Origin of the sequence: Rothia dentocariosa ATCC 17931, assembly GCF_000164695.2 — a bacterium.
Taxonomy (GTDB): Bacteria; Actinomycetota; Actinomycetes; order Actinomycetales; family Micrococcaceae; genus Rothia; species Rothia dentocariosa.
The window spans coordinates 586,199-599,718 of record NC_014643.1 but is presented as its reverse complement, the minus strand read 5'-3'; the positions used below and the strand labels follow the sequence as shown (position 1 = coordinate 599,718).

The following is a 13,520-nucleotide window of genomic DNA, read 5'->3' as shown; positions in this document are numbered from 1 at the left end:
GGGTTACAGCTTAGTCAGGTCGATCTTGCCCATGTGCAGGATCTTATCGCGTGTGGCGGCGTCGGCCATGAGCTCGGTGATGTTGTGGGGGACGATCTGCCACGAGACACCCCAGCGGTCGACGCACCAGCCGCAGCGCTCGGCCTCGGGCACGGCAGAGAGCCCCGCCCAGTAGCGGTCGATCTCTTCCTGGTCGCGGCAGGAGACGATGATGGAGACTCCGGGCGTGAAGGTGAAATCGTGGAAGGTTCCAGAGTCCGTGGCTGCCATCCAGGTGCCGCGCAGGGTAAAGTCGGTGAACATGACCGCACCCGCATCCAGCGGTCCGCCTTCCTCATAACGGTACAGGGCGCCGCGACGGGCGTTATCAAATAGGGCGATCCAGGCGTCGGTGGCTTCCTCGGCATTAGCGTGGTTAGTACCGCCGAACATGAAGGATGGGATAACAAAGGGGCGCGGATCGCCGTCCGGGTCGGTAAGCATGAGCTGCCAAGTCATGCCGAAACGGTCACGAACCCAGGCGTAGCGTGGGGAGAAGGGGTATTCACCTAGCTCCATGAGTACGTCGCCGGTGCTGAGCCGCTCGTAGAGCTCATCAAGGTAAGCTCGGGCTTGTTCCTCTCCGCCGAATAAGAGAGGATCAAAGTTCAGGATGCAGCTGATCGACGGGTTCGGGGCGTACTGGTTACCGCCGTTGACGAGCGAGAGCTTGAAACCGTGGATGCTGACCGTCGCCGCGATCCCGGGTGCCTGCTCGGTCACGGATGCATCGCGAAAAACATCAGCGTAGAACTGTGCTGCTTTGTCGGCGGTGCCGTCGCACCAAATAGCGGGAGTGATGACCTGATCCATCCGGTCATCGTAACATGTCTACACCGCGCGGTGGGGTACCGCTAAGAGCGAATTATGCGCGGCAAACGGGCGCGATGGGTGGGAGCGAGAGGGCAAATACGGTAGCATGGAATATCGAACGTGTATTCTAGGCAGCGAGGTAGATCATGAGCGAACCCACCAACTCCGCATCCGGCGTTGAGCCTGCCGCAGATACCCTCTTTGCCGATCTTGAAAACACGCAGCCGCCCTACGATCCCGAATATGATGCCCATATTCCGCCGGAAGATACCTCCGCGCCCGAAGAAGACCCCTTCGCTCACGAATCTTTTATGCCCGAGCTCAACCCTGAAGCGGTGAATGCCCAAACCGTCACCGCCCATGAGGATGCGCTCGGCGAGTTCATGCCGCCCGCCTACCGAGTAGGCGGGTACGGAAGCGAGTACAATCCCGAGGACCCTTACGGGGAGCGCACCTATTCGCTGGGCACCATCGACCCTGCAACCCTGATCGACGGGCTTAACGACCGGCAGCGCGAAGCTGTTTTACACTCCGGTTCGCCCTTGCTGATCGTCGCCGGGGCCGGGTCTGGCAAAACCCGCGTGCTGACGCACCGCATCGCCCATCTGCTCGCAACCGGGCGGGCGACTCCCGGGCAGATTCTCGCCATCACTTTCACGAACAAGGCCGCAGCGGAAATGCGTGAGCGCATCCAAGCGCTGATCGGCCCGCGCGCACAGCACATGTGGATTTCCACCTTCCACAGCTTCTGCGTGCGCGTGCTGCGCCGAGAAGCCAAGGCACTCGGGCTCAAATCCACCTTCACGATCTATGATTCGGCGGATTCACAGCGCCTGCTCACGCTCATTATCAAAGAGCTGAACCTGGATACTAAAAAGTTCGCCCCCAAGGCCGTGGGGCACAGGATTTCCGCCCTCAAAAACGAGCTGGTGAGCGCCGAAGAATACAGTGCGGCAGCCGCGAATAACCCGTGGGAAAAGACTATCGCGCAGATTTACACCGTCTACACTCAGCGCCTTCGCGCCGCGAACTCCCTCGACTTTGACGACCTCATTGGCAAAACCGTGTTTTTGCTCAAGAAGTTCCCCGAAATCGCAAACTATTATCGCCGCAAATTCCGGCATATTCTGGTGGACGAATACCAAGACACCAACCACGCCCAGTACGCGCTCGTGCGGGAGTTGGTGGGGGCGCATCCGCAGGGAAACGCTCGCGAACAGGGGCCGTACCCGGATGCTCCACCGCCCGGCGAACTGACCGTCGTGGGCGACTCAGACCAGTCGATTTACGCCTTCCGCGGCGCTGACATTCGCAATATTACGGATTTCGAGAGCGACTACCCCAACGCACACATTATTCTGCTGGAGCAGAACTACCGTTCCACGCAGAACATTCTCTCTGCCGCGAACGCCGTGATTGAGCGCAACCCCAACCGCCGCCCCAAGAAGCTGTGGACGGCATCGGGGGAGGGCACCAAAATCGTGGGGTACGTCGCCGAATCAGAGCATGCGGAGGCACGCTACATCGCCCAAGAAATAGACCGGCTTGCCGACGAACACGGCATCAAACCCTCGGATGTGGCGATTTTCTACCGCACCAATGCTCAATCCCGCGCCCTTGAAGAACTGCTGATGCGCGCCGGACTGCCGTACCGCGTGGTCGGTGGCACCCGGTTCTATGAGCGCAAAGAAATTAAGGATGCGCTCGCCTACCTGCGCGCCCTCACAAACCCGGACGACGATGTGAGTGTGCGGCGTATTCTCAACGAACCTAAACGCGGTATCGGCGCGAAATCTGAGACCGTGGTTGCCGATTATGCTTCGGCACAGCGAATTTCGTTTTTCGCCGCCGCTCGTGCCGCTGCTGCCGAGCCGGGGAGTGTGCCGGGTTTGGGCGCTGCTGCCGTGAAAAAGTATGCGGAATTCGTCAAGCTCATGGACGATCTCGCCCAGATTGCACGCACCGAATCGGCCGCCACAACCTTAGAGGCGGTGCTTGAACAGTCCGGCTATCTCGCCGCCCTGCGCGAGTCTAAGGATATTCAGGACGAATCCCGGGTGGAAAACCTCTCGGAGCTGCTGGATGCGATGGTCGAGTTTGAGGCGGAGAACCCCGGCGCGGACTTAGAACAGTTCTTAGAGCATGTCTCGCTGGTGGCGGATGCCGACTCGATTCCGTCCCGGGGTGCCTCCGCAGACGGGCAGACCCCGTCTGCCGCGCAGATTGCCGCCGAGGCCGCGGAGGCGAAGGCGCAGGGCATGATCACCCTGATGACCCTGCACACCGCTAAAGGCCTGGAGTTCCCGGTTGTTTTCCTGACCGGGCTGGAACACGGGCTGTTTCCGCATCAGCGGGCGCTGACCGACGAGGGCGAGATGAGCGAGGAACGTCGCCTTGCCTATGTGGGGCTCACGCGCGCGATGCAGCGGCTCTACGTAACCCGCTCCGAGACCCGCACGATGTGGGGCAAGAGCCAGTTCAACCCGCCCTCACCCTTCCTGGAAGAGATTCCTGAGGAACTGATCGAGTGGCGCCGCCTGGGCGGATTTGCCGGGTTTGGTGCCTCCGGGATGGGCGCATACGCCAACGGTGCCAGCGGGTATGGTGGCTACGGGCAAGGCGGCTATCGCGGGGCGAGCGGATACAACTCCGGCGGCGGGCGCAATGCTGATGGGCGCGGCTTAGATAAGGGCAGCGCGGGCGGCTACGGCACGGGATACGATGAATCCCGCTCTCGGGCGAGCCGTGAGCCATCAACCGCCGCGGTCAATGGTTCGGCAAGCTACGGTTTGGCGGCCGCAGCCAGCGCATCCGGGGCGGTGCGCAACCGCTCGCGGGTGCATCAAGGCAAGGAAATTCCGCAGCTGAAGGTGGGCGATACGGTGCGCCACACCAAGTTCGGTGAGGGCAGGGTTCTCGCTCTGGAAGGCACCGGCGATAAGACCGTGGCGAAGGTTCGTTTTGCCTCCGAAGAGAAGCGGCTGCTGCTGCGGTACGCGCCGTTGGAGAAAGTCTCGTAGACCCCCGACCCGTAGGGTGCATCCGAACACGTGATGCCACCCACAAAAACCGGGTTGATGTGCACCCATAAGTGCACACTAACCTATATTCCGATAAAGTAGAGATGAGAGGATTTCGAAAGCGTTTTCGCGCGCCCGCGCGGGTGCCAGGGCGCATCGTATGAACCTCATGAGACCAGGCCGTCGCACCCCATGCGGCGGCATCACTTCGACGAAGAAGGACACCTGTGGACCTTTTCGAATACCAGGCGCGCGATCTCTTCGCAAAGCACGGTGTACCCGTGCTCAAGGGTATTGTTGCGACCACTCCCGAAGAAGCAAAGGCAGCAGCTGAGGAAATCGGCGGCCTGACCGTCATTAAGGCTCAGGTTAAGACCGGTGGCCGCGGTAAGGCTGGCGGCGTGAAGCTCGCTAAAAACCCTGACGAGGCATACGAGTACGCTCAGCAGATTCTTGGTATGGATATCAAGGGTCACACCGTTCACCGCGTGCTGGTCGCACAGGGTGCTGACATTGCTGAAGAATACTATTTCTCGATTCTGCTTGACCGTGCAAACCGTTCGTACCTTGCCATGTGTTCGGTAGAGGGCGGCATGGAAATTGAGCAGCTCGCCGCTGAACGCCCCGAGGCTCTCGCCAAGGTTGAGGTAGACCCGCTGGTGGGTATCGACTCCGCTAAGGCACAGGAGATTGTTGAGGCCGCCGGGTTCTCTGCTGAACTGCAGCCCAAGGTGGTTGAGGTTCTCGTGAAGCTGGGCGATGTCTTCAATAAGGAAGACGCAACCCTTGTTGAGGTTAACCCCCTTGTGCAGACTCCCGAAGGCGATATTCTGGCTCTTGACGGCAAGGTCTCTCTCGACGATAACGCGGAATTCCGCCAGCCCGATCACGTGGCGCTTGTCGATAAATCCGCCGAAAACCCGCTGGAAGCTAAGGCTAAGCAGCACGACCTGAACTATGTGAAGCTCGATGGCGAAGTTGGCGTTGTCGGTAACGGCGCCGGTCTGGTGATGTCTACTCTGGATGTTGTGGCATACGCTGGCGAAAAGCACGGCAACGTGAAGCCCGCCAACTTCCTCGATATCGGTGGCGGCGCATCCGCTGAGGTCATGGCTGCGGGTCTTGAGATTATTCTGGGCGATGAGCAGGTTAAGAGCGTTTTCGTGAACGTCTTCGGCGGTATCACCTCGTGCGATGCCGTGGCTGAGGGCATTGTGAAGGCGCTTGAGATTCTGGGCGATTCCGCAACTAAGCCGCTTGTGGTGCGGTTGGACGGCAATAACGTGGAGGAAGGCCGCCGCATCCTCTCTGAGGCAAATCACCCGCTCGTGGTGCAGGCAACCACCATGGATTCAGGCGCCGACAAGGCAGCAGAGCTCGCTAACAAGGCGTAATCGCCACCGAAGGATTTATAGGAAAAACTATGTCTATCTTTGTGAACAAAGACTCTAAGGTCATCGTTCAGGGCATCACCGGCGGCGAAGGCACCAAGCACACCGCTCGTATGCTCGCAGCCGGCACGAACATTGTGGGCGGCGTGAATGCCCGCAAGGCTGGCACCACCGTTACCCACAAGGCAAAGGACGGCTCCGATGTTGAGCTGAAGGTCTTCGGTACCGTTGCCGAGGCTATTGCCGAAACCGGTGCGGACGTTTCGATTGTTTTCGTGCCGCCCGCCTTCACCAAGGCCGCCGTGCTTGAGGCTATTGAGGCTAAGATCGGTCTGGTCGTCGTCATTACTGAGGGAGTTCCGGTGCAGGATACCGCCGAGTTCTGGGCTGCCGCGAAGGCTTCGGTGGACGAGAATGGCAAGCAGATTACTCGCATTATTGGGCCGAACTGCCCCGGTATTATCACCCCTGAGGAGTGCCTGGTTGGTATTACTCCGGCGAATATTACCGGTAAGGGCAAGATCGGTCTTGTCTCTAAGTCGGGTACCCTCACTTACCAGATGATGTTCGAGCTCGCCGACATTGGGTTCACCACCGCTATCGGTATTGGCGGCGATCCGATTATTGGCACCACCCATATTGACGCTCTGGAGGCTTTCGAGGCTGACCCGGAGACCGAGGGTATCGTGATGATTGGTGAGATTGGTGGCGATGCGGAGGAGCGTGCCGCCGAGTACATCAAGGCGAACGTCACCAAGCCTGTGGTCGGTTACGTGGCTGGTTTCACCGCTCCCGAGGGCAAGACTATGGGCCACGCGGGTGCGATCGTCTCAGGTTCTTCGGGCACCGCTCAGGCGAAGAAAGAGGCTCTGGAGGCTGCCGGCGTGAAGGTTGGCAAGACCCCTTCTGAGGCCGCTAATTTGATGCGCGAAATCTTCGCCAACAAGTAGCATTCCGCCCGGTTCGGGCAGCTAATAAGACCCCCGGCGGTGCGAGCATTATGTTTGCGCCGCCGGGGATTCATATATAATCAAAGTACTAATTCGCTCCTGTCAACGGCCCTCCACTATCGGGAGAGTGCCAACGGCAGGAGTTTTTCTATTGGGCTTGCGAGGGAATATAAAACAAAGAACCATTGGAGATCAATAGTCTCTCTATTATGGTTACTCTTTGCGCAATGCTGTATAGCCGATGACCTGATATGCAAGTAGCTAAAGCTGAAAGACGGCTTGGATGCGCCGGTTCCGGATGCCACGTCATATGCGTGGCATTTCGTGTATTGCAAAAGGGCAACGCCGCTGGCGTAGAGAAAGTATAGAGCGGAATAGACCTACCCCAGCGTGGTGCCGAAGGCTAGACCCAGCAGGTAGGTGATGCCCGCTGCGCCCAGTCCGATCAGGATTTGGCGCAGTCCGCGGCGCATCGGGGAAGACCCTGAGAGCAGACCCACAATACCGCCGGTGAAGCCCAGCGCCATGGCGACGAACAGGAGCGAAAGCACCATCGCCCAGACGCCGGAAATCCCGAAAATATAGGGCAGAATCGGCACGAGCGCCCCGGATGCGAAGAAGCTAAACGATGCCGCCGCCGCGCCAATATCCGTACCGAGTGCTACGTTCTCTTCCTCGCCCTCTTCATCTGCACGATGCGACAGTGACGGGTCGCAATCGCAGTCGAGGTACCCGAAACGTTCCAGCGCGCGGTGATGCGCCGCCTCCTCATCCATGCCGCGCGCCCGGTAGATGAGCTCAAGCTCGTTCGCATCAATATCAAGGTCGCCCGCCACGCGCAAGGTCACCTGGGTCGGCTGGGATGCATCCAAAAGTTCACGCTGGGAACGCACCGAAACGAACTCGCCCGCCGCCATAGACAGCGCGCCCGCGAGCAGCCCGGCAACCCCCGAAAGCAGCACCATAGAGCTGGATGCGCCCGAGGCCGTAATACCGATCGTCAGCGCCAGATTCGAGACCAGCCCGTCGTTCGCGCCGAACACCGCCGCGCGGAAGTTACCCGAGAGCTTTTCACGCCCGTTAGTGGCCAGGGCGCGGATGATTTCTTCGTGAATAGCCTCGTCAGCCGCCATTTCTTCGGTGGCATCCGGATCTTCGGCGTAGGGGGAGCGGGATTCGGCCCGCTGAGCCATCGCCAGAATAAAAACCGACCCGAAATGCCGCGCAAGGAACTGCAAAATCGCCGAAGACAGTGAGGGGCGTGAGGGCTTGCCAGCATGTTCGCCGAGCATATCGCGCCAGTGCTGTTGGTGGCGTTTCTCAGCCTCGGCAACCTGCATCAGAATCTCGCGGTCTTTACCTTCGGCGCGCTGGGCCAGGTAGCGGTAGATGCGCGCCTCCGACTCTTCATCGGCGAGATAGCGCCGCCACCGCCGGATCTGCGTGTCACTTGGCTGGGTGACGGGCTGGTGCCGCGCCGGTATGTGCCCGACTGCCGGGGAAGAATCTTCGGATGCGGTGCGAGCCCCCTCAGTTTGGGCGGTGAGAAGATGCTCGCTCTGAGTTTTATGCGGTTCGGCCGATGTCATAGATATCCCGGGTAGATTGGTGTGCAACTCACCAGCATAGGGGGTTCGTCCTCGAAAATCTAGGAAAAGGTGCCGGTGCTTTTATGTTCGCTGCGTCGAACATCTAGGTTGAGATCGCATTGTAAAAGTCGCGGATGAAGGGGCGCCGTTCTATCTGCAATTCCTCGCCACTCTCGGTATAACAATAACTTTCTCAGTCTCACCCTAGGTCTAAGAGTGGTGCCAGCACCCATGTTTTCTAGAAAAATCTGACTTCTAATTAATAACTGCGAGATAACTGCAGATCTCCAAGGGAATTTATATCTAGACCCCTATGAAAGGAGACATCATGCGACTGTATGGTAAGAAAAATAATTCAGGTTCTTCAGCCAGGTATCCCAGTGGGGAACCGAGTGAAATAAATTCTTCAAATCTTCATGCGGTTGGTTCTTCGCACGGCGGCATCATTCGTGGGGTTGCGTTGTGGAGTGCAAGGCGTCCTATATGGGCGCTTTTGGTCTGGGTACTGTTGATCGGTTTAACCGTATCCCTAAGTACCCTGATCCCCACTCGAATGGCGGGCGAAGTAGACTCGTTGAACGGTCAATCCCGCGAAGCAGCTGTTATGGCACGGGACGCTGGTAAACATAACGCTGCTGAAGAAAATGTACTCCTCAAACGTTCTGATGGCGCGGAAATCAGTGAGGAACAGGATGGGGTCGCGATCGAAGACCTGCATCGTCAGTTAGGTACTGCATCCCACGTGGAGAGTGTTAAAGATCCTGTACCTTCTGAAGACGGAAAGTCAGTATTGATAACTGCTTCCATCGAAGGAAATCCAGATACCGCCTCAGAGCGTGTTGAGGGCGTGCACTCTGCAGTATCAGATTTCTCTTCGCATCATTCAGAGTACACGACTGTTAACACCGGTAACGCAACCATTAATTCAGATTTTCAGACCTGGCTAGGCGAGGACCTTAACCACGCTACTGTGGTGACATTACCCATTACACTTATTATTCTCCTCATAGTGTTTGGGGCCTGGATTGTAGCGGGGCTACCCCTGCTGGTGGGACTAGCCTCAGTATTTTCTGCTACTGGACTGTGGGCAGTCGCTTCACAGGTATTCCCGGATCAGGGGCTAATTTCGCACGTTATCTTGCTAATCGGTATGGCTGTTGGTGTCGATTATTCTCTGTTCTATGTGCGTCGCTTTCGAGAGGAACGCACCGTCGGGCATCAACGGTTAGAAGCCACGCATATTGCAGCAGAGACGGCAGGGCATTCAGTATTAGTTTCTGGAATCGCAGTATGTTTATCAATGGCCGGTCTGCTGCTAGTTCAAGATGTGCTATCAACGGGTGCTGCCATTGGTGCAATCTTGGTTGTGCTGGTTGCGATGATGTCATCCCTAACGGTACTTCCCGCACTCTTAATGTTGCTGCGCGGTGCGGTAGATCGTCCGCGAGTGCCTTTCGTATGGCGACTTTCGCAAGGAACCGGGGGAAGTAAGCTCGCCCATCGGATTATCGGGCCGGTAAGCCGTTATCCGTGGGTGGCATTAGCGATTATGGCGGTTTTGTTTGGAGCGCTGGCGGCTCCTGCAGCATCCATGAGCCTTAAAATGACGACTGTAGATGATTATCCAAGGTATTTGTCGTCTATGCAGGCTTTGGATGATATACGCGAGGCATTTCCCGGCAGTAAAAGCAGCGCCAATGTGGTGCTGGAAGGCGAACCGGAACAGGTGCGGCAGGCAGTGGATAAAGTTACTCAACATGCGGGTGAGGACACTCAAACCTATGCGGGAGTATCGAACACATGGACCTCGGCAGACCAACGTACAGCGGTTGTCGATATCGCGGTAAAACATACGTCAGACTCTGCGCAAGCGCATCAAGCGGTAAACCGGTTGCGTTCCGACGTTGCACCATCATTAGGAGTCTCTCGCTGGGCGGTTGGCGGCGATATTGCGTCTGGAATGGATTACACGCAAAACCTATCGTCAAAAATCCCGTGGGTGGTTGGAATCGTTATTGGGGTAACATTCATCTTTATGTTTGGGGCTTATCGGTCTATACCATTGGCCGGAATCACGATCGTGTTGAACCTTGCCTCAACTTTGGCTGCTTTTGGTGCAGTGACGGCTATTTTTCAAGGGACATGGGCAGAAAACCTTCTAGGATTTACATCCACCGGACATGTGGTGTCTTGGATTCCTCTGATGCTGTTTGTCATTCTTTCAGGTCTATCTCTTGATTATCATATTTTGGTGGTAAGCCGTATTCGCGAGTTCGCTGCGGCAGGGTATTCTACCCAAGATGCGATTCGTGAAGGCATTACCCGTACAGCAGGCGTTATTACGAGTGCCGCTGTTATTATGATCGCGGTATTCTGCGTCTTTGGTGGGCTTTCTTTCATTGAGATGAAACAGATTGGTATTGGCCTTGCTTTTGCGGTGCTTTTGGATGCAACTGTGGTTCGCCTGGTATTCCTGCCCGCGCTGTTGATGGTGTGCCGCAGGTTCCTTTGGTGGCCATCGAAAAATATTGGGCAGGGTATCAAAACGTCCTATGAAATGCTGCCCCGTTCTTGAGAGCGAAGAGATATAAAGGTGCCGCCTCCCGCGTAGGGGAGACGGCGCCTTTCGTTCTAAAATCCTGTGTGCGGATTACTTGATTTCGCCTGCGCTGTTCTCTAGGAATGCGCGAACGAACCACTGGAACTTCTCAAGCTCAGCGGTCTGACCGATCAGCAGATCCTCGGTAATGGGATCAACTTTACCGGCGAACTCGATAGCCTTGCGATGGTCTTCGATCACGCGGGTGTAGACGTCGTTGAGGGCATGCAGGTGCTCGGTCACGCGAGCGCGGCCTACGGGGTAATCCTCGTGGTTGCGTGCTGCGACCAGCGCACCGGCGAGACCATTGGGGGTTGCACCCAAGGTTGCCATACGTTCTGCGATGTCGTCCACGAAGTTGCGAACGGTATCGACCTGCGGGTCAATCATTTCGTGCACGGCGATGAAGTCGGGGCCGGTTACGTTCCAGTGTGCGTGCTTCAGGGAAAGATGCAGTTCGTTAAGGTCGTGCAGACGAGCCTGCAGAACCTCGGAAATTTCTTTGCCTTCGTCAAGAGTAAGACCGGGTGCGGTGTATTGTGCGAATGTCATGTGAGACTCCTTCTTAGTGCGTAGATGCTGCTTCAAGGGGTAGACGGCGGGGGATTCTCACCCGCTATTTCCCCACAAAAGCGTTATCCTTAGTAAATCATTTTTACGCCCCGGAGTCAAGTTTATTTTTAGTAATTCATAATAAGGGTGGCTTTGGATGCGGTTCTGACAACGCTAAAAAATAGCCCAGATAAGGCTTAGCATACCCCGCCACAACCCTGCACCATCAACAAACTATCATTGTGAATACGGTGAAGAACGCGAAAGTCGGGTGGCTATTACCCTAAGGCGCGCACCGCATCCAACGTTAACTCGGTATGTAACATGCGGGCATTCCCCAGCTCGGCGGGAACCTCAAGCTCGCCCGGCACTACAATTACTTTCATGCCCGCCGCCGTCGCGCTGCGCACCCCGGAGGGCGAATCCTCAAGCGCCACACACCGGCTAGGCTCAACCCCCAAACGCTGCGCAGCCAAAAGGTATGGCTGCGGATCCGGCTTTGGATGCGTCGTCTCATCGTTGCCAATAATGACCGAGAACGTTCCTTCCGGGGCGGCATCGGCTGTACGCTGAGCGATCGACGTAGTCGCATTCGTAACAATTGCCGCTGGAATCTGGGCATCACGCACTTGGGTCAGGAAACGCTCAATACCGGGCAGAAACTCCACCTGCTGATGCGCCAGTGCCTCACGAACCTTGGCAACCAGGTGCTCATTAATCTGCTCATCCGGCAGATCAACCCCGCGTTCACGCAGGCGGTCAAGCGTAAATTTCATAGAAAGCCCCAGACAATCCAGGGTATCCTGCTCGGTCCAGGTGCCGCCGAACTCGGCCGCAAGAGCAACCTTCGCGGCAGCCCACACCGGCTCGGTATCCACAAGCGTGCCGTCATGGTCGAAAAGAATTGCGGCGGGAAAAGAAGAATTATTCGTCATAGTTTAAGCCTACCGGGCATTTCTAGGTAGCCCGTAGGACAACGTCATCAATCGTCACCAAAAAATCTGTCCCCGCGTTCAGTGGGTTTCCCGCAATACTGAGCAGAGCATCAGCAACATCTTCACGAGCAATCATTGGAATACCCGGAACTCGCGCAACACTCGCCACATCAAACACCTTGACCCCACCCTTGCCAGGCTTATCTGTCAGCAGACCCGGATGCACCCGCGAAATATACGGCTGATACTTAGCAACCATCGCGTCGGCCTTTGCGCGATCCGTAAAAATGCTGCGCATCATGATCTTGCACCCTACACGCATGAAAAAAGATGCGCTCCGCAGCGTATCGCCCACTCCGTAGGCGCTCATAATAACGCAGTGCTTCACACCCGCACCCACTACCGAATCCATAATGAGCGGCAGGCGCTTCTGCATGAATTTGGTCGATAGAAACTCTCGTACCGTAGCTTTCTGCCCCAGGATGCTAACCATTACATCCTGTCCGGAAGAAATTGTGGCGAGCCGCTCAGAATCGTTCAGGGCACCGGGGACAACCATGAGGTTCTGGTGTTCCCCCAAAAGCTCCACCGTCTTATCGGGGTTACGCACATAGGCGGTGACCGTGTGTCCCTCCTCTAACGCTTTGCGGGTGAAAAGGCTTCCAGTGCGACCGCTTGCTCCTAAAGCCAGTATTTTCATGTAGGCTCCCAATATTTATCGCTGTGGTTGGTATGGGCACCCGCAAGCGCCCGAGGTGCTCAGTATAACAATAAAGTTTTTGGTTTAAGTTTAGGTTTATGCGGGATTTACCGCAGAAAGCCCGCTGACATGGTGAGTGCTGCCCCAGCCTGGGGCACAAACCGTTTAAGATGGCACAGTGAACGAAAAATCAGAGCACGCCGGATCGCACCCGCACGCGAACTCATTAGCCGCACGCACACTTGCCGTCATACAGGTTGCAACCCTCTATGCCGCCTACCCCATGGCGTTTGTTTCTGCCGCCTGGATTACCGTCGGCCGTGCCCTCTTCGGTGCCGCCGGGGATCTCGTGCCTATTTTTGCTATCTCATTCGGTCCCGCGCTCGCCGTGATTCTGTGCCTGGGTGCGTGGTGGATGTTTCGTGATGCGCATCGTCGCGTTGACGGAGGCGAGCACTTGCGGGTTGGTGCATCCTGGGGATTCGTATTTTCCGTGTGGGCCTGCTGGGTGCTCGCTTTTCTCTTTGGGATGTTCATTCCCGATTACCGTGCCGGGGTGCCGGTGTCGGGAATTGGCGCGCTTGCGGGTGCCGATTATGTGGGCTACGGTGCAGGATTCGGGAATACCTTCGGAATTTTGACCTTTGCCATGGCTATTACCGCCGCCGTGATCGCTTTCAACGCCAATAGGCGCTCGGCGCGCATACAGCAGGGTGTTACCGACGAGGTTTTGGAGGAGCAGGCGCGACAACAAAGCCCGTATGACTTCTTGGACTGAGACCTAGTCTGATCCTCTCACCCGCGCCCTAAAAAGGCTCTTTATGTGAATAAAGCGTATTTTTCACCGCTTTATTCACATAAAGAGCCTTTTTAGTGCTGAATTTTGGTCCCGAAAATCGGCAGTAGCCCCTTGCATCCAAACATTGAGTGTA

General features: G+C 56.7%; 10 protein-coding genes. 5 read left to right on the top strand and 5 right to left on the bottom strand.

Features of this window, described 5'->3' with window-relative positions:
- Positions 1–3: 3 nt before the first annotated feature.
- Positions 4–852 (bottom strand): VOC family protein, encoded by an 849-nt coding sequence (locus HMPREF0733_RS02570; protein ID WP_013397822.1) that lies wholly within the window; start codon positions 850–852, stop codon positions 4–6.
- A gap of 146 nt (positions 853–998) precedes the next feature.
- Here HMPREF0733_RS02570 and HMPREF0733_RS02565 point away from each other — a divergent pair, with 146 nt between their 5' ends.
- The 3 genes from HMPREF0733_RS02565 (at position 999) to sucD (ending at position 6,213) form a co-directional block, all read left to right on the top strand.
- Positions 999–3,872 carry an ATP-dependent helicase gene (locus tag HMPREF0733_RS02565; protein ID WP_013397821.1) on the top strand — a complete coding sequence of 958 codons (2,874 nt, stop codon included), beginning with the start codon at positions 999–1,001 and terminating at the stop codon, positions 3,870–3,872.
- A 227-nt stretch (positions 3,873–4,099) separates the two neighbouring features.
- Entirely contained in the window at positions 4,100–5,266 is a 1,167-nt protein-coding gene (gene sucC / locus HMPREF0733_RS02560; protein ID WP_004005554.1) for an ADP-forming succinate--CoA ligase subunit beta, read from the top strand.
- Positions 5,267–5,295: 29 nt separating this feature from the next.
- Positions 5,296–6,213 (top strand): succinate--CoA ligase subunit alpha, encoded by a 918-nt coding sequence (gene sucD, locus HMPREF0733_RS02555; RefSeq protein WP_004005553.1) that lies wholly within the window; start codon positions 5,296–5,298, stop codon positions 6,211–6,213.
- A gap of 380 nt (positions 6,214–6,593) precedes the next feature.
- On the opposite strand, the gene HMPREF0733_RS02550 is transcribed toward sucD, so the two are convergent.
- Positions 6,594–7,802, bottom strand: a complete 1,209-nt coding sequence (locus HMPREF0733_RS02550; RefSeq protein WP_013397820.1) for a VIT1/CCC1 transporter family protein — start codon at positions 7,800–7,802, stop codon at positions 6,594–6,596.
- A gap of 328 nt (positions 7,803–8,130) precedes the next feature.
- Here HMPREF0733_RS02550 and HMPREF0733_RS02545 point away from each other — a divergent pair, with 328 nt between their 5' ends.
- Positions 8,131–10,377: an MMPL family transporter gene (locus tag HMPREF0733_RS02545; RefSeq protein WP_013397819.1), complete on the top strand. Its 2,247-nt coding sequence runs from the start codon at positions 8,131–8,133 to the stop codon at positions 10,375–10,377.
- A 75-nt stretch (positions 10,378–10,452) separates the two neighbouring features.
- On the opposite strand, the gene HMPREF0733_RS02540 is transcribed toward HMPREF0733_RS02545, so the two are convergent.
- The 3 genes from HMPREF0733_RS02540 to HMPREF0733_RS02530 all read right to left on the bottom strand — a co-directional run bounded on the left by HMPREF0733_RS02540 (position 10,453) and on the right by HMPREF0733_RS02530 (position 12,588).
- The gene (locus tag HMPREF0733_RS02540; RefSeq protein WP_013397818.1) at positions 10,453–10,953 is read right to left on the bottom strand and encodes a Dps family protein; all 501 of its coding nucleotides are present in this window, start codon (positions 10,951–10,953) and stop codon (positions 10,453–10,455) included.
- A gap of 278 nt (positions 10,954–11,231) precedes the next feature.
- Positions 11,232–11,888 carry an HAD family hydrolase gene (locus HMPREF0733_RS02535; RefSeq protein WP_013397817.1) on the bottom strand — a complete coding sequence of 219 codons (657 nt, stop codon included), beginning with the start codon at positions 11,886–11,888 and terminating at the stop codon, positions 11,232–11,234.
- Between the two features lie 22 nt (positions 11,889–11,910).
- Positions 11,911–12,588 (bottom strand): SDR family oxidoreductase, encoded by a 678-nt coding sequence (locus HMPREF0733_RS02530; protein WP_013397816.1) that lies wholly within the window; start codon positions 12,586–12,588, stop codon positions 11,911–11,913.
- Positions 12,589–12,766: 178 nt separating this feature from the next.
- Here HMPREF0733_RS02530 and HMPREF0733_RS02525 point away from each other — a divergent pair, with 178 nt between their 5' ends.
- A complete protein-coding gene (locus HMPREF0733_RS02525) occupies positions 12,767–13,366 on the top strand; it encodes a hypothetical protein (protein WP_013397815.1) in 600 nt (199 codons plus the stop codon).
- The last annotated feature ends 154 nt before the right edge of the window (positions 13,367–13,520 follow it).

Excerpts from the sequence above, each read along its gene's own strand:
- HMPREF0733_RS02570 (WP_013397822.1), bottom strand. The coding sequence starts at position 852 with ATGGATCAGGTCATCACTCCCGCTATTTGGTGCGACGGCACCGCCGAC.
- HMPREF0733_RS02565 (WP_013397821.1), top strand. The coding sequence starts at position 999 with ATGAGCGAACCCACCAACTCCGCATCCGGCGTTGAGCCTGCCGCAGAT.
- sucD (WP_004005553.1), top strand. The coding sequence starts at position 5,296 with ATGTCTATCTTTGTGAACAAAGACTCTAAGGTCATCGTTCAGGGCATC.
- HMPREF0733_RS02550 (WP_013397820.1), bottom strand. The coding sequence starts at position 7,802 with ATGACATCGGCCGAACCGCATAAAACTCAGAGCGAGCATCTTCTCACC.
- HMPREF0733_RS02545 (WP_013397819.1), top strand. The coding sequence starts at position 8,131 with ATGCGACTGTATGGTAAGAAAAATAATTCAGGTTCTTCAGCCAGGTAT.
- HMPREF0733_RS02540 (WP_013397818.1), bottom strand. The coding sequence starts at position 10,953 with ATGACATTCGCACAATACACCGCACCCGGTCTTACTCTTGACGAAGGC.
- HMPREF0733_RS02535 (WP_013397817.1), bottom strand. The coding sequence starts at position 11,888 with ATGACGAATAATTCTTCTTTTCCCGCCGCAATTCTTTTCGACCATGAC.
- HMPREF0733_RS02530 (WP_013397816.1), bottom strand. The coding sequence starts at position 12,588 with ATGAAAATACTGGCTTTAGGAGCAAGCGGTCGCACTGGAAGCCTTTTC.